The organism is Streptomyces lincolnensis (assembly GCF_021173675.1).
GTDB lineage: Bacteria > Actinomycetota > Actinomycetes > Streptomycetales > Streptomycetaceae > Streptomyces > Streptomyces lincolnensis_B.
This window is the reverse complement of the sequence record NZ_JAIHON010000007.1, coordinates 263,940-281,379: the sequence shown is the minus strand read 5'-3', so window position 1 is coordinate 281,379 and position 17,440 is coordinate 263,940. Positions and strand designations below refer to the sequence as shown.

The window sequence follows — 17,440 nt, the reverse complement described above, 5'->3', positions numbered from 1 at the left end:
GTCGGCGGTGGCTCTTCCCGTGTGAGATCCCTTGACGCTGAACCGTTTCATTGCTTCCCTCGGAAGGCTGCCTCTGGGAGCGCTCCCACCCCACTTCTGAAAGGGATCCCCATGCAGATCACCCCCCACACCCCCTCCTCACACCACGTCAGACGCACTCTTCCGGCCCTCCTCACGGTGGTCCTCCTGGCCTGTCTGCTGTCGCTGACCGGCGGCTCCCCGGCCCGGGCCGCCGCGGGCGACGGGTCGGTGTCCGACCCCAACATCGTCTACGTCGGACGCTGGGACACCGGCTCCGGCACCACCGCGGTGCCCGGCTGGACCGGCGCCTATCTCCAGACCTCGTTCACCGGAACCACCGTCAAGGTCAGGGCCAGGGACGCGGTCAACCTCTACGTCAGCATCGACGGCGGGCCCGACGTCTTCCACGCGGGTGTGCGCGGCACGGTGAACCTCACGCCCCGGCCGCTCTCCTCCGGCACCCACACCCTGCGGATCTCCTACCGCTCCGGCGACACCGTCTTCCAGGGGCTGGTCCTGGACTCCGGTGCGCGCACGGTCGCCCCGAGCATGCCCTCCGGCCTGGTCGAGTTCGTCGGGGACTCCATCACCGCCGGTGCCCTCACCGACCGGCTGGCCCTCGACTCGTACGCCTGGAAGACCGGTGAGCGACTGGGGATGCGGCACACCCAGATAGCCCGCTCCGGCTACTGTCTGGTCGCCCAGTCCGGCTGCACGGGTCTGAGCGGCCAGTTCTTCAGGAACGCCAGCGCGGGTGGCACGAACTGGGACTTCTCCCGCTACCGGGCGAACGCGGTCGTCATCAACCTCGGCACCAACGACATCGGGCACGGGGTGAGCGGCGCCGCGTTCCAGTCGTCGTACACCAGGTTCCTGGCCGACGTGCGGGGCGTGTACCCGGACGCCCAGCTCTTCGCGGTGCAGACGCTCAAGAAGCGGTACGTCAACGAGACGAAGGCCGCGGTGAGTGCCCGGAACTCCGCGGGCGACTCCAGGGTCCACTTCGTCGACACCACGGGCTGGCTCACCGACGGCACGGACTACGAGGACGGCAACGGGCATCCCAACGAGGCGGGCCACACCAAGTTCGCGAACCGTCTCGCCCCGGTCGTCAACGCCCGCCTCGACGTCACGGCCACCGCGTCGACCAGGGCGGCGGCCGCTCCCGGCCAGCCCGGCGACCCCAACATCAAGCTCGTCGGCCGCTGGGACACCCAGAGTTCCGGCACCGCGTACACGCCGTACTGGGCGGGGGCGTACTACCGGGCCGGGTTCACCGGGCGGACCGTGAAGCTCAAGCAGCGGAACACGATCGACCTCTGGGCGCGTATCGACAACGGGCCCGTGACCTTCCACAACGACGTCAAGGGGACGGTGAACCTGACACCGACGCCACTGGCGGCGGGCAACCACACCCTCCAGGTCAACTACCAGGTGGTCGCGGGCTCCTACCGCGGTGACGCCGTCTTCCAGGGGCTGGTCCTCGACAGCGGGGCGACGACGTTCGCACCACCGGCGCCCACCAAGCTGGTCGAGTTCGTCGGCGACTCCATCACGGTGGGGACGACGACCTCGCAGAACGCCCGTACCGCGTACGGCTGGCTGATCGGGGAGCGGCTCGGCGTCGAGCACACCCAGATCGCCCAGGGCGGCGCCTGTCTGGTCGCGGCGGCGGACGGCTGCGTCGGCCTTGAGCAGCAGTTCGGCAGGCTCAACCCGAACGCGGCCACGCCGGACTGGAACTTCTCCCGCTACCGGGCGAACGCGGTCGTCATCAACCTCGGCACCAACGACGTCGGGCACGGGGTGAGTTCCCCGCAGTTCCAGACGGCGTACAGCAGTCTGCTGCGGAAGGTCCGCGCGGCCTATCCGCAGGCGTGGATCTTCGTGCTGGAGACCTTCCGGGGCCGGTACGTGCCGCAGACCGAGGCGGCGGTGCAGGCGGCCGTCGCGGGCGGGGACTCCCGGGTCTCCTTCGTCGACACCACCGGCTGGCTGGGCTCCGGCGACCTGTCGGACTCGGTCCATCCCAACGACCAGGGCCATCGCGTGATCGCCGACCGGCTCGCGCCGATCATCTCGGCACGGATCGGGGCCTGAGCCTGGGCCTGAGCCGACGGTCACGGCAGGAGCGTCGGACGTACGCCGGCGCCCCTGCCGTACGCCGTGGCCAGTACACGGGGTTACTCCCGCCGTCAGATGTCCGGCGGGGTCCCCCGGGGCACGGTGGTCGGGTGAAACTCAGCCGCCCCGCACGCCGGGCCTCCCTCGTCGTCCATGTAGCCGCCTCCGCGAGCTGGGTCGGGCTCACGCTCGGACTGCTCGCCCTCGGGGTCACCGCGGCCACCACCGGGTCCGCGGTGACCGTCGAAGCCTCCGTCCGCGCCATGAAGCTCTTCGCCGACTGGCTCCTGCTGCCGGTCGCCTTCCTCACGTTCCTCAGCGGTGTCGTGCTCTCCCTGGGCACACCATGGGGGCTGGCGCGGCACCGGTGGGTCTGGACGAAGTTCTGGCTGACCCTCGCCACCACCACCGCCACGGTCTTCGCCCTGCGCCCCGGGGTGAACTCCGCGGTCGCCGCCGTCGCCACGGGCGGACCACTGCCCGACGCCGGTGACGTGCTGTTCGGACCGATCGTCTCCCTGTCCGCCTACGTGTTCATGACGGTCATCTCGGTCCTCAAGCCCTGGGGCCCGACCCGTCGTGGCCGCAGGCTGCGGGAGTCGGCGCGCCGGCCGTCAGGCCGTGCGGCCGACGCGGCCACGGGGTCGGAATACCTGGTTCCGTGATATCGACGGTCCGGTCGGGGCTGTCGAGGTGTGGGGGCGTGGTGCGCGGTATACGTGCGGTCGTGGTGGCGGGTCTGGTGGGTGTGCTCGGTCTGGCCGGGTGTTCGCCCGGGGGCGAGGAGGGGTCGGGGCGGCCGACGGGCGCCGTGACGGCCTCGTCCGCAGGGCCGTCGCCCGGCTCGCCCCCTCCTCCGGTCCCTTCCACTCCTCCGGTCTCCTCGTCCCCCTCGCCGTCGGTGCGCCCCGCGCCCGTGCCCGTCACCGGTGCGGACCAGAAGCTGGTGACCATGACGGTCAGCGGCGGTTACGCCGGGGTCAGCAAGGAGGTGGTCCTCCGTGGTGACGGCACCGTCCGGGTCACGGACGAGGGCAGGACCGTCGTGCGGCGGGTCGGCGCCGCCCGGTTCACGGAGCTGCGCACGCTGCTCGGGGACCCCGCGCTGGACGAGGTCCCCGAGTTCACCATCGACATGGGCGCGGCGGACATGTTCCAGTACACGCTTCAGTTCGACGGCCGTACGGTCATGACGGACCGCTCGGCCGAGCAGCCCGCGCTGGACCGCCTGATCGGCGCCCTGGAGGCCTGGCTGCCGGAGGGCTGACGGCGTCGGTGACAGCCGGCTAGTCGCGCAGTCGGTCGTAGCGGAACGGGGCGAGGGCTTCGGGGCGGTGGCCGGTGCGGATGTACTCGGCGAGGCGGTGGCCGGTGACGGGGCCGAGGGTGACGCCGAGCATGCCGTGTCCGGTGGCCGCGTAGGCGTTGTCGTGGCCGGGGACGCGGTCGATGACGGGGAGTCCGTCGGGGAGGAAGGGGCGGCCGCCGACCCAGGGGTCACGGATCAGGGCGACCAGGTCGTCGGGGTCGTCGAACCAGCGGCCGAGGTAGTGCCGGCTGGCGAGGGCGACGGCGACGATCCGGCGCCAGTCGAGGCGGTTGTTGTTGCCGCTGAGTTCCATGGTGCCGCCGATGCGCGTGGTGGTGCCGATCGGTGAGGCGACGGCCCGGCGCTCGCCGAAGTACAGGGTGTGCCGGGGAGCCGGGTCCAGGTCCACGGAGAAGCTGTAGCCCTTGCCGGCCTGGAGGGGCAGCGAGTGTCCGAGCGAGCCCAGCAGGTGGGAGGAGCGCATGCCGGCCGCTACGACGACGGCCGAGCAGGGGATCTCGCTCTGGGCGGTGCGCAGCGCGGTGACGCGTCCGCCGGAGGTGCGGAACCCGGTGGCCTCGACGTTCTCGTGGACCTTCACGCCCATGGCGGCCAGCGCCTCGCCGAGCCCGAGGGCGAAGGCCTCCGGGTCGACCACGCCCTCGCCCTCGACGAGGTAGGCCGCCCGCACCCCGGACGACAGGGCGCCGTCCAGCAGTCTGGCCTCGTCGCCGGTGACGACGTCGTCGGGCAGCGGGTAGTGGCCGTCGGCCATCTCGCGTTGCAGGGCGAGGTGGTGGCGGGCCTCGGCCGGGGAGAGGAAGGCGTGGACCATGCCGGGGCGGGTCAGGGTGGTCTCGACGCCGGCCGCGCGCAGGCCGTCGAAGAGGTCGAAGGTGGTGCGGTTGAGCTCGGCGACGGCGGCGTAGCCGTGCCGGAAGGCAGCCGGTGTGCTGCTGCGCCAGAACCGCCACAGCCAGCGCACGAACGCCGGGTCGGGCAGGGGCCGTAGATACAGCGATGAGTCCGGGCGGCCCAGCGAGCGCAGCGCGTACCGGACGACGCCGGGTGCCGGGACGGGCGTCGAGTGGCTGAGGCAGACCCAGCCGGCGTTGCCGCGCGAGGCCCCGGAGCCCAGGCCGCGGCGTTCGACGATCTCGACCTCCAGGCCCGCCTCGGCCAGGTAGTAGGCGGTGCACAGCCCCACCACCCCTCCCCCGACGACGACCACGGGGGCGCTCATGACGCCGTCCCGTAGGAGGCGAGGAACTCCCGGGTGCGAGCCTGGGAGGGGTGGTCGAGGACGTCCCGCGGGTGTCCCTCCTCCACGATCCGGCCGCCGTCCACGAAGACGACGTGGTCGGACACGTCCCGGGCGAAGGGCAGTTCGTGTGTGACGAGCAGCATCGTCATGCCGTCGGCGGCGAGTTCGCGCATCACGCTGAGCACCTCCCGGGTGGCCTCCGCGTCCAGGGAGGAGGTGGGTTCGTCGAAGAGCAGGACCTCGGGCCGCAGCGCGAGGGCGCGGGCGATGGCGACGCGTTGCTGTTCGCCGCCGGAGAGCTGTTCGGGCTGGGCGAGGCCGCGGTGGGCCACCCCGACCCGGCTCAGCAGCGCGACGGCCCGCTCCAGCGCCTCCTGTTCGCCGATGCCCGCCTTGCGCTGGGCGAGGACGATGTTCTCCACGGCCGTCAGGTGCGGGAACAGGTTGAACCGCTGGAAGACCATGCCGACGGTGCGGCGCAGCCGGGGCAGGTCGCGGCAGACCGTACGGCCGCCCTCGTGCACCACCTCGCCGGCGACCTCGACCGTGCCGCGGTCGGGGCGTTCGAGCAGATTGACGCAGCGCATCAGGGTCGTCTTGCCGCCGCCGCTCTGTCCGATGACGCTGACGATGCGGCCGCGGGCGACCTCCAGATGCACGTCGTCCAGGACGAGCCGGCCGTCGAAGGACTTGCTGAGCCCCTCGATCCGTACGACGGCCTCGGAGGGGGTCGGCGGGGCGCCGGCCGGTGCGGTGGTCTTCTCGGTGATGACGGGCTCGGTCATACCGCCGCCTCCTTCCGCTCGGGGTCGGTCCTGAAACCGCTGCCGGTCTTGATGTCACCGTTGAGTTCGGCCGCGAGCAGGGCCCGGGCGGCCCGCACCCGGCGTCGTCGCCACGGGGACAGTGGCACTCCGGCCCGTACCTTGCGCTCCAGCAACAGCAGGAGCTGGGAGAGCGGGTAGCACAGCGCGAAGTAGATCGCCGAGATGACCAGGTAGACCTCCAGCGCCCGGAAGGTGGCCGAGGTGATGAGCCGTCCTTCGGACATCAGCTCGGCGGCGGAGACGGTGACCAGCAGCGAGGTGGACTTCAGCAGGTCCACGAGCATGGTGTTGGTGCCGGGCAGGGCCTGCCGGACCGCCTGGGGCAGCACGACGTGGCCGAAGATGCCCACCTTGCCGATGCCCAGGGCCTCGCCCGCCTCCGTCTGTCCGGCGTGCACCCCGCTGATCGCGGAGCGGAAGATCTCGGAGAGGTAGGCCGCGTAGAAGACGACGAGGCTCAGGCAGCCGGCCGTGAACACGTCGAGCCGGATCCCGGCCGAGGCCAGGCCGAAGTAGGTCAGGAAGATGATGGCGAGCAGCGGGACGTTCTTGAAGACCTCGGTGTAGACGGCGGCCACCGCCCGCGCGGGCCATGCCTTGCTCAGCCGCAGCAGTGCCACCGCCAGGCCGAGCAGGACCGCGCCGGCGAAGCTGACGGCGGTGTAGGAGACGGTGCGCCCGAGGGCGTCGAGCAGGTCGGACTGGTAGTCGGACCAGGGGACTTGGAAGAGACCGGACATGTCTGTTCCTCCCTCCTCACTGTGCGATGAACGGGGGCGTCCAGTCCTGCGGCCGGTCCACGCCCCGGCGCGCGCCGGCGACGTCGGCGGCGGGCCTGAGGAACTGCTCGGGGTCGCCGCCGTACTTCTCGACGAGCTTCTTCAACTCGCCGTCGGCATACATGGCGTCGATCTGCTCGGAGATCGCCTTCTCCAGCTTGGTGGCCTGCTTGGGGAGGTAGAAGCCGGTCTGGTACGGCTGGAAGTAGGCGTAGTCGGGCTTGGCCTTGACCTCGGCGGCGGTCGGCGGGGTGAGGTACTCGGTGCTGATCCTCAGCTCGGGGCGCTCCTTCTGCGCCGCGATGATGATCAGCGGGTCGAGGAAGCCGACGTCGACGCGGCCCGCGCCGAGGTCGTCGAAGACGCCGGTGGCGTCCGGGTAGGCGTGCAGTTTGGCGCCGGGTACGGCCTGGATGGACTTGACCCAGACGTAGCCCTCGACGGTGCCGAGGTCGAGGCCCTTGAGGTCGTCGACCGTCTTGTACGTCTTGCCGCTGCGGACGGCCATCGCCGGTGGCGAGTAGTAGGGCGGGTCGGTGAACAGGCCCTGTTTCTGCCGCTCGGCGGACCAGGCGACACCGCCGACGGTGATGTCCACGCGGCGGGACTGGACCCCGGCAAGCATGCCGGCGAAGTCGGTGACCTCGGGCTCGATCCTGAGGCCCAGCTTCTTTGACACGGCGGCGAGGATGTCGCCGTCCAGTCCGACGATCCTTCCGTCCTGGACGCTGGTGTAGGGGGCGTACGGCTGGACGGCGACCTTGATGACGCCCGGTGTGAGGGTGCCGAGGGCGGCGGTCTTCGCGGAGACGTTCTTCGGGGCTTCCTCGTCGTCGGAACCGCAGGCGGCGACGGAGGAAAGCAGCAGGATCGCGGACAAAGCGGATATGAGGGAACGCATACGGGTCATGGCTCGGGCCTTCCGTAGGGCGCTGAAGGGGCCCGCCGTTCACCACTTCGTGCCCCCGGCGGGGTGGGATTGGGCCCATACGCTAGGGATCAACCCCGTCGCGCGTCACCGTTCACTTCGTACGAACTTGTGGCCGGAATCGCTCGGTGCACTGTACGGTGCGTCCAACCCGGCCCGCCCGCGACGGGAGGAACCAGTCGTGCTGAGCCCGTCACTCGCGCAGGAGATCGCCGGGGACACCTCCGCCGTCATCGGCTTCAACGTGCTGATCACCGACGCGGAGGGCATGGTCATCGGCAGCGGGGACAGCAGCCGGGTCGGGACCTTCCACGAGGCGTCCGTCGAGGTCGTGCGCACCCAGGAGGCCGCCACGCACAGCGCCCCCGAGGCCCAGCGGCTGCGCGGGGTGCGCCCCGGGGTCACGCTGCCGCTGGTCACCGACGGCCGCGCGGTGGGGACCGTCGGGATCACCGGCACGCCCGCCCAGGTGCGCCGTTTCGGCCTGCTGGTCAAACGCCAGACGGAGATCCTGCTCAGGGAGTCCGTGATGCTGCGCTCCCGGCTGCTGTCGGAGCGGGCCGCGGAGAAGCTGCTGGCCGACATCGCCTCCTACGACCCCCAGGTCGTCGAGGGCGACTTCCTGCTGTTCCGGGCCGCCGAACTCGGTTTCGACCTGCGGCTGAGGCGGGTCGCGGTGGCCTTCGAGGTGACCGTGCCCGACACGGCCGCGCGCCGGCGGGGAGCGCCCACGCAGGACATGGCCCTGATCCGCTCGGAGCTGCTGCGCAGCGTCCGCGAGGTCTTCGCCGATCCCCAGGACATCGTGGCCGGCACCGCCCCCGGTTGGATCGGTGTCCTGCACCGGCTCCCGGCCCGTCGTCCCACCACCGCCCTGGTCGCCGACTGCCGCCGGGTGGCCGATGTCATCGCCGCGCAGGACGGACTCGCCGCGCGCGTCGGCATCGGCGAGCCCGCCACCTCCGTGAGCGGGCTGCACGACTCCTACCAGGACGCCTGCGACGCGCTCCGGCTGGGCGGCCGGTCCACCGACGACTCCCCCGTGCACCTCATCACCGACCTGCGGGTCCACCAGGTCGTCGCCGCCGTGGGCCAGTCCGCCCGCAACCGGCTGCTCGACCTCACGGCCGCCGAACTGCGCGCCCAGCCGGACTGGCCGGCACTGCGCGACACGGTCACCGCCTGGTGCGAGAACGGCTTCAACCTCGTCCGCGCCTCTGCCGCCCTGCACGTCCACCGCAACACCGTCGTCTACCGCATGCAGAAGATCGAGCAGATCACCGGCCGCCCGATGCGCGACCACCGGGCCACCATGGCCCTGTACCTGGCGTGTCTGGCGGACCGGCTGGGCGGTGGGTGACGACCCCGGTACGGGACCGAAGGGCGCCCCCGGCCTCCATGGACGCCCCCGCTCTCAATGCCCCCGGAACGCCTCCTCCAGCCACCAGGACCCCCGGTCCTTGACCACCTGGGCGTCGATGAGCAGCGGCGCGGAGCGGGGCCCCGCGACCCAGTCGGCCACCGCCTTCAGGTCGGTGCGGGTGCGGACGGTCACCGCCTCGAAGCCGTAGCCGCGGGCGATGGCGGCGATGTCCGTCGGAGGGAACTCGACCGTGTCGAGGCGGTGGCCGTCGGGGCCGAAGTGGTGCACCTCGGCGCCGTAGCCGTCGTCGTTGTAGACGACGGCCACCAGGGGGAGGCCGAGGCGGCGTACGGTGTCGAGGTCCGCGGCGCCCATCAGCGCGCCGCCGTCCCCGAGGGCGGCCACCGGGAGCCGGTCCGGGCGGGCCAGGGCCGCGCCGATGGCGGTGGCCAGGCCCAGGCCGATGGACTGGAACGCCTGGGTGAAGCAGAAGCCGTTCTCGTCCGGCACCGACAGGAACATGCTGGGGTGACCCATGAAGTTGCCGGAGTCCACGCCGACCACCCGCTCCGCGGGGAGGATGTCGTCGAGCGCGATGGTCAGGGTGCGCGGGTCGATCCGGTCACGGGTGCTCGTGTCGTCGTAGGGGATGTCCCGCCACCGCACGCGGGCGGCGACGGCCTCGGCGATGTCGGGGGTGCGGCGCCCCCGGCGTCGTTCGCCGGCCGTCTCCAGCGCGCGCCGTGCCGTGAGTTCGACGTCTCCGGTGACTTCGAGGTGGACGTCGCGGTGCGCGCCGAGCGCCGAGGGGTCGTCGTCGATCTGGGCCACGGTCGCGTCGGGGGCGATCAGTCGGCCGTGCCGCATGGTCCACATGTTCAGCGCGCAGCCCCAGCCGACGATCAGGTCGGAGTCCCGGACCAGTTCGGCCGTCAGGGGTGAGGCGAAGCCTCCGGAGACGTCGAGGGACCAGGGGTTGCCGTGGAAGAGCCCCTTGGCCACGGCGGAGGTCGCGAGCAGCGCGCCGTGGTGGTCGGCGAGCGCCTCGATCGCGTCGCGGGCGCCGGGCGAGCGGGAGCCCCGGCCGGCCACGAAGACGGGGCGCCGGGCCCGGTCGAGCGCCCGCGTCAGGGTCGCCACGTCGGCCGGGGCGGGCTCGACGGCGGCGCGGGGCGGGGGTGGCGCGGCCCGGTCGAGGACACCGTCGGGCACCTCCAGGGTCTGCACGGGCAGCGGCACGTTGAGCAGCACGGTCCGGCGTTCGTGCACGGCCCGGCGTACCGCGGTGAGGGTCTCGGTCACCGCGTCCTCGGTCGAGGTGATCCGCAGCGGCAGCGCGCCCACCGCCCGCGCCAACGCCTCCTGGTCGACGTGGAAGTTGGACCGCGGCTCGGTCACCTCGGCGGCCAGGACGAGCAGCGGGGTCCGGCTCTTGGCCGCCTCGGCCAGCCCCGTCATCGCGTTGGTGAGACCCGGCCCCTGGTGGACGCTGAGCGCGGCGACGGTGCCGCTGGTGCGTGCGTAGGCGTCGGCCATGGTCGCGGCGCCGCCCTCGTGGCGGGCGGCAACGAACCGCGCACCGGCCGCGACCATGGCGTTGGTCGCATGGAAGTTGCCCGATCCGACCACGCCGAAGACCTGCGTGATCCCGGCGGCTACCAGGGTCCGCCCGACGGCCTCGGCTACCTTCACGACCGCTCCACCAGGGCGAGCACCCGGGCGGGCGATCCGGATCCGGCGACGATGGGCAGGGGCCCGGCGACCACGACGGAGCCGGTGGCCGGCAGCTCCCCCAGGTTGCGGAGCTGGGTCAGCCCGTACTTGTCGCTGCCCATCAGGTAGGAGTGGCAGGGAAAGGCCGGGTCGAAGGCGTGTCCGCGTCCGGCGTCGGTGCCCACGGTCTCGACGCCGAGGCCGATCACGGGCGCCTCCTGGGCCACCCAGCGGGCGCACTCCGGCGACAGGCCGGGGGTGTGAGGGCCGTTCTCGTCCGCGTTCAGGAAGCTCTCCCGGGAGTGCCCGCGGGCGTCCCAGCCGGTGCGCAGCAACAACCAGCCGCCGTCGGGCAGCGGCCCGTGCTTCGCCTCCCACGCCTGTACGTGTTCCACCTCGACGAGGAAGTCCGGGTTCTCCTCGGCCTCGGCGGTGAAGTCCAGTACCGCGGCCGGGGCGATCAGCCGGGCGGCCGGTACCGATGCCACGTCGGCGAGGTCCTTGCCGGTCACCCAGTGGTTCGGGGCGTCGAAGTGGGTGCCGGTGTGCTCACCGCTGCGGAAGTTGTTCCAGTACCAGGCCGGTCCCCGGTCGTCGTACCTGCTGATCTCCTCCAGCTCGAACACCGCCGTCTGGCCGAACTCCGACGGCAGTTGGATCACCGGGGTGGCGGACGACAACGGCGAGGTGAGGTCGACGACTTCGATCGATCCCTCTCGCAGTGCGGACACCAGTGAAGCGAGTACCGACGGCTGCGCGGACATGACGGCCTCCCGGGCGTATGCGGAACTCACAGCATGACAGCAGGAGGTGACGGTCTTTCGAGTGTCGGGGTCATGAGGGGCGCGCAGGCGACGGGCCCCGGATCGGATGATCCGGGGCCCGTGGAGCACGCCGCGTCAGTGAGCGCCGAGGTGCAGGTTCGCGCCCGCCTTGACGCCGTCGGCGGAGAGGACGGCACCGGCGTCGGCGCAGACGGTGATCCCCGCGAGGTCGACGTGGAGGTCGACGGCGACGCCGCCCGCGAGACCGCCGGAGATGGTGTCCAGGTCGGCGTCGAGGATTTCGGCCGTCTCAATCGGGGAAATGGAGTTCATGGCGCGCGGTTCCTTTCGCAGCAGCAATTCTTGAAAGCGGCTTACGCCGTGCGGAGGATCGAAGCACGTCGCAGCCGTGCTGGCCAGTCACCCGGCGGCAATCCGGGAGATGCTCCGGCAACCTGCTTCACCAGCGTTGCAATGTGCTCACCGAATACACCGAATTCTTCACACGCATTCCCTTCGGGCTGCCCGCCCGGCCGTGTCGGCGCGGCGCCTTCCCGGTGGCCGTATGACCGTGCGGTGAACGGTGTGCAGGTTTGCTGGTTTTTTCTGCCGCCGTGCGACCGGCCGGCCCGGCTTCCGACGAACTGCCCGTGGCTCAGCTGATGTTCACGTCGCTGCACAGGAAGTACGTCTGGTCCATGTGCGAGGCCTGCCAGATCGTGTAGACGACGTGCCGGCCGCTCAGGCCGGACGTGCTGACGTCGATCGAGTAGTTCTGGCTGGGGGCGTACCTGCCCGTCCTGGCGACCAGTTGGAGGTCGCTCCAGGTCAGCGGCCGGGTGGTGGGGTCGAAGCCCTGGCGGGTGACGTAGACGAGGAAGTAGTCGGCGCCGTGGCTGGCCTGGTCGTACAGCCGCAGGGTGAAGTCGTCGGCGACGTTCGTCGTCTTCCAGGGGCCCACGGCGTCCAGGGAGTTGTACCGGCCGCCCTCGGTCCGGCCGCCGCTGCACAGCTGCCCGTCGGGGACGACGGCCTGGAAGTTGCCGGCCGAGCCGTTGCGGTACAGGCCGTTCCAGTTCCACATGGCGTTCGGGTTGTCCTGCCAGGCCTGCCAGCACATGGGGTCTTCCTGTGCCATGGCGGGGTTCTGGAAGTCCGACCCCCAGCGCAGCCAGCAGCCGTAGTTGCGGGACGCCGGGTCGACGACCGATCCGTGGGCGGCGGCGGTGCCGCTCCAGGGGATCAGACAGAGCAGCGCGGCGACGAGCGCACCCAGCGCGAGGGCCGGACGGGAGCGGATCCCGACGATCCTGCGTTCGATCCTGCGATTGTCCTGATCATGCCAACTCATGGGTTCCCTTTCGCGTGGGGACGGAGGGACGGATGGCGGGAAGCGAGGTGTGGGAGCGCTCCCGCACGGTTCAACGTGCACCTCACGCACCGGGCCCGCAACGCTCGTTCGCGCCACTTTCGGAACCGCACCTTCGAAAAACGTTTCACGCGTGGCCGGGGTAGACTTGCGTCGCCCATGCCGGATCACATCGTGCCTGGTCGCACGGCTGCCACAGCGAGGGGGTGGACGACATTTCGGTTCGCCCCGCCCGCATCCAGGACGTCGCGGCCGCCGCCGGAGTCTCGGTGTCCACGGTGTCGAACGTCCTGAACCGCCCCGAGCGTGTGAACGCGCGCACGGCCGCACGGGTCCGCGACGCGGTCGCCGCCCTCGACTACGTGCCGCACCCGGGAGCCGCCGGCCTGCGCACCGGCCACTCGTCCTCGATAGGCCTGGTGCTCCCCGACGTCACCAACACCTTCTACTCGCGCATCGCCCGGGGCGCCGCCGACGCGGCCTACGACCACGGCTACTCCCTGGTGCTCTGCCACAGCGCGGACGCACCCGAGCGGGAGCAGGGCTACTTCACCATGCTCGTCGAACAGCGGGCCGTCGGGGCGGTGGTGGTGCCGCTCAGCGCCGACCCCACCCGGCTCTCACGCCTGCGCGAGCGGGGCATCCCCCTCGTCCTGGCCGACCGTGCCATGTCGGCCGAGGACGGCTGCTCCGTCTCCGTGGACGACATGGCCGGCGGCCGGATAGCCGTGCAGCACCTCCTGGAGCGCGGGGCGCGCGACCTCCTCGTGGTCAACGGCGAGCGCACGATCCGGCAGTGCGCCGACCGCCACCAGGGCGCCCGGCAGGCCGTGCGCAGCCGGCGCGAGGCACGGCTGGAACAGGTCGTCGCCAAGGAGATGACCGTGGCCTACGGCCTGGAGATCGCCCGCCGCCTCGACGACCTGCCCGACGGGGTCTTCTGCACCAACGACTTCCTCGCCGCCGGCCTCTGCCGCGGCCTCGCCGAGCGCGGCGTGCGCATACCCGACGACGTCCAGGTGGTCGGCTACGGCGATCTCGACATCGCCAGCTTCGTGGGCACGCCGCTGAGCACCGTCCATCAGCCGGTCGAGGATCTCGGCAGGGCGGCCGTGGAAATGCTGCTCGACGAGGTCGAGGCACGCGCCGAACACGCCCATGAGGCGCGGGTGTTCGCACCCGGACTCGTGGTGCGCGACTCCACGCGGCCCGCCTCCGGGGGCTGAACGTCCTAGCGGGCGGTCAGCCCCGGCGGGCGGCGCCGGTCGATGACGAGCCGCGGCCCGTGGCCGTCACCAGGTGGGCATCATGGCCGCGGGGTAGCGGGAGCCGGCCGCGCCGTGCGGGAGGATCTCCTGGACGCGGGCGAGGTCCTCGGCGGTGAGGGTGACGTGCGCGGCGGCGACGTTCTCCTCCAGGCGGCGCGGGCTGCGGGTGCCGGGGATGGGCACGATGTCGTCGCCCTGGGCGAGGAGCCAGGCCAGGGCCAGTTGGGTCACGGCGATGCCCTTGCCGTCCGCCAGGGCCGTGAGTTCGCGGACGGCGGCCAGGTTCCTCTCGTAGTTGCCGGGCTGCCAGCGCTCGTCGAAGCTGCGCATGTCGTCGGCGGGGTAGTCGGCCGCGGGCCGCACCGCGCCCGTGAGGAAACCGCGGCCCAGCGGCGAGTACGGGACGAAGCCGATGCCCAACTCCCGGACCACCGGCAGGACCTCCGCCTCCACGGCCCGCTCGAACACCGAGTACTCGGTCTGGAGCACGGACACCGGCTGCACCGCGTGGGCGCGGCGGATGATGTCGGGGCCGGCCTCGCTCAGCCCGAAGTAGCGCACCTTGCCTTCGGCGATCAGCTCTCCGACCGTTCCGGCAACGTCCTCGATGGGGACGTCCGGGTCCACCCGGTGCTGGTAGAGCACGTCGATGTGATCGGTGCCGAGGTGGCGCAGGCTGTTCTCGGCGACCTCGCGAATGTGGTCGGGACGGCTGTCGAGGCCGAGGCCGATGTTCCGCGGATCGCTCAGGTCGAAGCCGAACTTGGTGGCGAGGACGACGTCGTCGCGGAAGTCCTTCACCGCCCGGCCGAGGAGTTGCTCGTTGCTGCCGGTTCCCATGCCGTACAGCTCGGCGGTGTCGAAGAAGGTGACGCCGAGTTCGTGGGCGCGGCGGATGGTGGCGATGCCGCCCTGCTCGTCACCGGCCCCGTAGGCCATGGTCATGCCCATCGTGCCCAGCCCTACGGCCGACACCTCCAGACCTTCGGTGCCGAGCCTGCGGTGCGGGAGGTTCCTGTGCTGCTGTGTCATGCCGTCCACGCTAGGAAGGCGGCGACGGGACGTCATGGGGCACCGGTCGCATAGGATTGCCTGATCCTCTCACGCAAGGACACGACTCATGGTGGACCGACTTGCCCGCGCCGTCGAACGGCACTGCGAGGGGCTGTGGTCCGAGACCGCGGTACCACGGCTCTCGCTGGTCTCGCTCGACGAGTTCATCGAGCCGACGGAGCTGATGTACGAGCCGATGATCTGCTTCATCGCGAGAGGCTCCAAGCGCACCGCGGTGGGCGAGCGCTCCTGGTTCACGCCTCGTGGCGAGATGGCCCTGATCACCCTCGACATGCCGGTCACCGCGGCCTTCGAGGAGGTGCCCTACCGCGCCGCGGTCATGCGGCTCGACAGCCGGGCACTGGCCGCCGTACAGCTCGAACTGGAGGAGACCGGGCCGCCGTCCCCGCCGGCCGTGTCCGCGGCGGTCACCGCCGCCATGGCGCCGGAGCTCGTCGACGCGGTCGCCCGGTGGGTCGAGCTCCTCGACACCCCGGCCGACATCCGGCCCCTGGCCTCCCGTATCGAGAGCGAGATCCTCTACCGGCTGCTGCGCGGCCCGCTCGGCCCCGTCCTGAGCCACTGGTCCGTGGCCGACTCCGCCGCCTCCCGGATCCGCTCGACGGCCCGCTGGATCTGCGAGCACTACACCGAACCGCTCGGCATCGACCAGATCGCCGAGGTCGCCCGCATGAGTCCGGCCACGCTGCACCGGCACTTCAAGGCGGCCACCGGCATGAGCCCGCTGAAGTTCCAGAAACGCCTGCGGTTGCAGGAGGCGCGACGGCGGCTGTTCACCGGCGGCACGACAGCGGCCCAGGTCGCCCAGGCGGTCGGCTACGTCAGCGCCACTCAGTTCAACCGCGAGTACCGCGGCGCCTACGGCCTGCCGCCCGGCCAGGACGCGGCCCGGCTGCGCACCCGGCTGACCGAGGCCGGGGAGATGCCGGTCCTGCTCGACGGGTCGGGCGCGAAGCCCTGACCTGCCACCGCCCCGCCCGGGTCGCCCCGTCGGCCGCACAGGCACGCCGGCGGGCTGACGGGCAACTCGGTGGCGGGCCGGTGCTCCGAACAGGCAGGCTCTGCTCATGAGCTCCGAGCCCGACCACGTGCCCGGCCCCTCATGGCTGGGCGACCCGATCGACCCCCGCCCGCTGTTCGGTCCCGAGCTGGAGGCGTTGCTCGGCACCCTGCGGGGGCTGCGGCCCGACGACTGGTGCAGGACGGCCCTGCCCCGGTGGACCGTTCAGGACGTCGCCGCTCACATACTCGGCGACTACCACGGGCGTCTCGGCCGCGGGTCCCGGACCGCCTTCGCCCCGGGAGAGACGCTGGAGGCGTTCATCCACCGCACCAACCAGGAATGGGTCGACCTCCGCGCCGGCGACAGCCCCGCCTCGCTCGTCGAGGCCCTGGAGGAGGCCGGCACCGAGCTCGCCGAGCGGTTCGCCTCCGCCGATCTCGCAGCACCCTCCCTCGGTGTGTCGTGGGCCGGCGTCGACCCGGCGCCGGGATGGCTGGACATCGCCCGGGAGTTCACCGAGTACTGGACCCACCGGCAGCAGATCCGTCATGCCGTCGGCCGCTCCACCGACCCGGAACCGCACACCTTGTCCACGGTCCTGGACACCTTCATGCGGGCCCTGCCCCACACCCTGCGCCGCACGACGGCACCGGTCGGGACCCAGGTCGACGTGATCACCGAGGGGCCGGCCGGCGGCAGGTGGACGGTCACCGCCGGCGCGGGCCGCTGGTCACTGGCCGTACCGCGCAGCGGCCGGCCGGCCGCGTCGGTCGTCCTGGACACGGAAACCGCCTGGCTCATGTGCACGCGGGGCATCGCACCGGGCACCGCCCTCGGCCGAGCCCGGGTCCGGGGAGAACGCCGGCTCGCCGAGGCCGTGTGCCGGATCGTGGCCATCGTCCGCTGACGGCTCGCGGCGGCCGGTCGGTCACCGGCCGGCGGTGATTCCCGCCAGGATGAGGTCGATGCCGGCGAGGAACTCCTCCCGGTCGTCGTGGGTGCGCAGTTGTCCGGCGACGGTCCGGGTGAAGGGGTACTGGTCGGGGTCGAGCCGCGCCCAGGTGGTCGCCACGGCGTCGAGGAACTCGGCGCGGTCCGTGCCCGGTTGGACCGTCCCGGTGTTGGCGGCGTTCTGGCCCGCCACGCCGAGGATGTAGTTCAACAGCGTGCAGGCCGCGGTGAACTGGGCGGCCTCGGGCACCTGGAGCGCCTGGACCTGGCGGCCGATGCCTTCGAGGATCCGCAGCAACGGTGGCGGCGCGGGGGCCCGGCCGAGCTGCGGGCCGGCCCAGGGATGGTCGTCGATCGCGTCGAACAGGTCGCCCGCGAGCGTGCGGATCGCTTCCTGCGGCGTCGCGTCGGCCGCGTCGGCGGCGTCGAGGGCGGGGGCGACGACGGCGTCGGTGGCGGCGGCCAGCAGTTCGGCCCTGCCCGCGATGTGCCAGTAGATCGCCCCCGGCCCGGTCGCGAGGCGCTCGGCCAGTGCGCGGAAGGTGAGACCGCTCTCGCCCACCGTGTCGAGGAGTTCCACGGCGGCGTCGACGATGCGCTCCCGGGAGAGCGGTTCCTGGCGTCGTTCCGGATGACGGGTCCTGGTGGCCATGCCCGCATTCTAGCCGGACTGGAACACCGTT

General features: G+C 71.9%; 17 protein-coding genes. 7 read left to right on the top strand and 10 right to left on the bottom strand.

The window, feature by feature from the left end:
* The first annotated feature begins 111 nt into the window (after positions 1-111).
* The 3 genes from K4B79_RS22280 to K4B79_RS22270 all read left to right on the top strand — a co-directional run bounded on the left by K4B79_RS22280 (position 112) and on the right by K4B79_RS22270 (position 3,412).
* A complete protein-coding gene (locus K4B79_RS22280; protein WP_232028618.1) occupies positions 112-2,121 on the top strand; it encodes a GDSL-type esterase/lipase family protein in 2,010 nt (669 codons plus the stop codon).
* Positions 2,122-2,255: 134 nt separating this feature from the next.
* Positions 2,256-2,810, top strand: a complete 555-nt coding sequence (locus K4B79_RS22275) for a DUF2269 domain-containing protein (protein WP_232028617.1) — start codon at positions 2,256-2,258, stop codon at positions 2,808-2,810.
* 236 nt (positions 2,811-3,046) lie between these two features.
* Positions 3,047-3,412 carry a hypothetical protein gene (locus tag K4B79_RS22270; RefSeq protein WP_232028616.1) on the top strand — a complete coding sequence of 122 codons (366 nt, stop codon included), beginning with the start codon at positions 3,047-3,049 and terminating at the stop codon, positions 3,410-3,412.
* A 19-nt stretch (positions 3,413-3,431) separates the two neighbouring features.
* On the opposite strand, the gene K4B79_RS22265 is transcribed toward K4B79_RS22270, so the two are convergent.
* From K4B79_RS22265 to K4B79_RS22250, 4 genes are read right to left on the bottom strand one after another with little or no spacing between them, the layout of a single operon-like run.
* Positions 3,432-4,697 (bottom strand): NAD(P)/FAD-dependent oxidoreductase, encoded by a 1,266-nt coding sequence (locus K4B79_RS22265; RefSeq protein ID WP_232028615.1) that lies wholly within the window; start codon positions 4,695-4,697, stop codon positions 3,432-3,434.
* Positions 4,694-5,503, bottom strand: coding sequence for an amino acid ABC transporter ATP-binding protein (locus K4B79_RS22260; RefSeq protein ID WP_232028614.1), 810 nt, complete (start codon positions 5,501-5,503; stop codon positions 4,694-4,696). The genes K4B79_RS22265 and K4B79_RS22260 overlap by 4 nt, the downstream gene beginning before the upstream one ends.
* The gene (locus tag K4B79_RS22255) at positions 5,500-6,285 is read right to left on the bottom strand and encodes an amino acid ABC transporter permease (protein WP_232028613.1); all 786 of its coding nucleotides are present in this window, start codon (positions 6,283-6,285) and stop codon (positions 5,500-5,502) included. Before K4B79_RS22255 ends, K4B79_RS22260 begins: the two co-directional genes overlap by 4 nt.
* Positions 6,286-6,301: 16 nt before the next feature.
* On the bottom strand, positions 6,302-7,234 hold the full coding sequence (locus tag K4B79_RS22250; protein WP_232028612.1) for a substrate-binding periplasmic protein: 933 nt from the start codon (positions 7,232-7,234) through the stop codon (positions 6,302-6,304).
* A gap of 199 nt (positions 7,235-7,433) precedes the next feature.
* Between K4B79_RS22250 and K4B79_RS22245 the strand changes: the two genes are divergently transcribed.
* Entirely contained in the window at positions 7,434-8,612 is a 1,179-nt protein-coding gene (locus tag K4B79_RS22245) for a CdaR family transcriptional regulator (protein ID WP_232028611.1), read from the top strand.
* A 54-nt stretch (positions 8,613-8,666) separates the two neighbouring features.
* On the opposite strand, the gene K4B79_RS22240 is transcribed toward K4B79_RS22245, so the two are convergent.
* From K4B79_RS22240 to K4B79_RS22225, 4 genes are all read right to left on the bottom strand, one after another.
* Positions 8,667-10,307 (bottom strand): thiamine pyrophosphate-binding protein, encoded by a 1,641-nt coding sequence (locus K4B79_RS22240; protein ID WP_232028610.1) that lies wholly within the window; start codon positions 10,305-10,307, stop codon positions 8,667-8,669.
* Positions 10,304-11,092 (bottom strand): cyclase family protein, encoded by a 789-nt coding sequence (locus K4B79_RS22235; protein ID WP_232028609.1) that lies wholly within the window; start codon positions 11,090-11,092, stop codon positions 10,304-10,306. Before K4B79_RS22235 ends, K4B79_RS22240 begins: the two co-directional genes overlap by 4 nt.
* Positions 11,093-11,227: 135 nt before the next feature.
* Positions 11,228-11,425: a hypothetical protein gene (locus K4B79_RS22230; RefSeq protein WP_067427462.1), complete on the bottom strand. Its 198-nt coding sequence runs from the start codon at positions 11,423-11,425 to the stop codon at positions 11,228-11,230.
* Between the two features lie 322 nt (positions 11,426-11,747).
* Positions 11,748-12,443, bottom strand: a complete 696-nt coding sequence (locus tag K4B79_RS22225; RefSeq protein ID WP_232028608.1) for a lytic polysaccharide monooxygenase auxiliary activity family 9 protein — start codon at positions 12,441-12,443, stop codon at positions 11,748-11,750.
* Positions 12,444-12,667: 224 nt separating this feature from the next.
* On the opposite strand from K4B79_RS22225, the gene K4B79_RS22220 reads away from it, so the two are divergent.
* Positions 12,668-13,687: a LacI family DNA-binding transcriptional regulator gene (locus tag K4B79_RS22220; RefSeq protein WP_232028607.1), complete on the top strand. Its 1,020-nt coding sequence runs from the start codon at positions 12,668-12,670 to the stop codon at positions 13,685-13,687.
* Positions 13,688-13,753: 66 nt separating this feature from the next.
* On the opposite strand, the gene K4B79_RS22215 is transcribed toward K4B79_RS22220, so the two are convergent.
* Complete coding sequence (locus K4B79_RS22215) at positions 13,754-14,761, bottom strand: aldo/keto reductase (protein ID WP_232028606.1); 1,008 nt, start codon at positions 14,759-14,761, stop codon at positions 13,754-13,756.
* Positions 14,762-14,849: 88 nt separating this feature from the next.
* Here K4B79_RS22215 and K4B79_RS22210 point away from each other — a divergent pair, with 88 nt between their 5' ends.
* Together K4B79_RS22210 and K4B79_RS22205 are read left to right on the top strand one after the other, a co-directional pair.
* Positions 14,850-15,764 carry an AraC family transcriptional regulator gene (locus K4B79_RS22210; protein WP_232028605.1) on the top strand — a complete coding sequence of 305 codons (915 nt, stop codon included), beginning with the start codon at positions 14,850-14,852 and terminating at the stop codon, positions 15,762-15,764.
* A 106-nt stretch (positions 15,765-15,870) separates the two neighbouring features.
* The gene (locus K4B79_RS22205) at positions 15,871-16,713 is read left to right on the top strand and encodes a maleylpyruvate isomerase family mycothiol-dependent enzyme (RefSeq protein WP_232028604.1); all 843 of its coding nucleotides are present in this window, start codon (positions 15,871-15,873) and stop codon (positions 16,711-16,713) included.
* 21 nt (positions 16,714-16,734) lie between these two features.
* Here K4B79_RS22205 and K4B79_RS22200 read toward each other — a convergent pair whose 3' ends face one another.
* Positions 16,735-17,409, bottom strand: a complete 675-nt coding sequence (locus tag K4B79_RS22200) for a TetR/AcrR family transcriptional regulator (protein ID WP_232028603.1) — start codon at positions 17,407-17,409, stop codon at positions 16,735-16,737.
* Positions 17,410-17,440 lie beyond the last annotated feature (31 nt).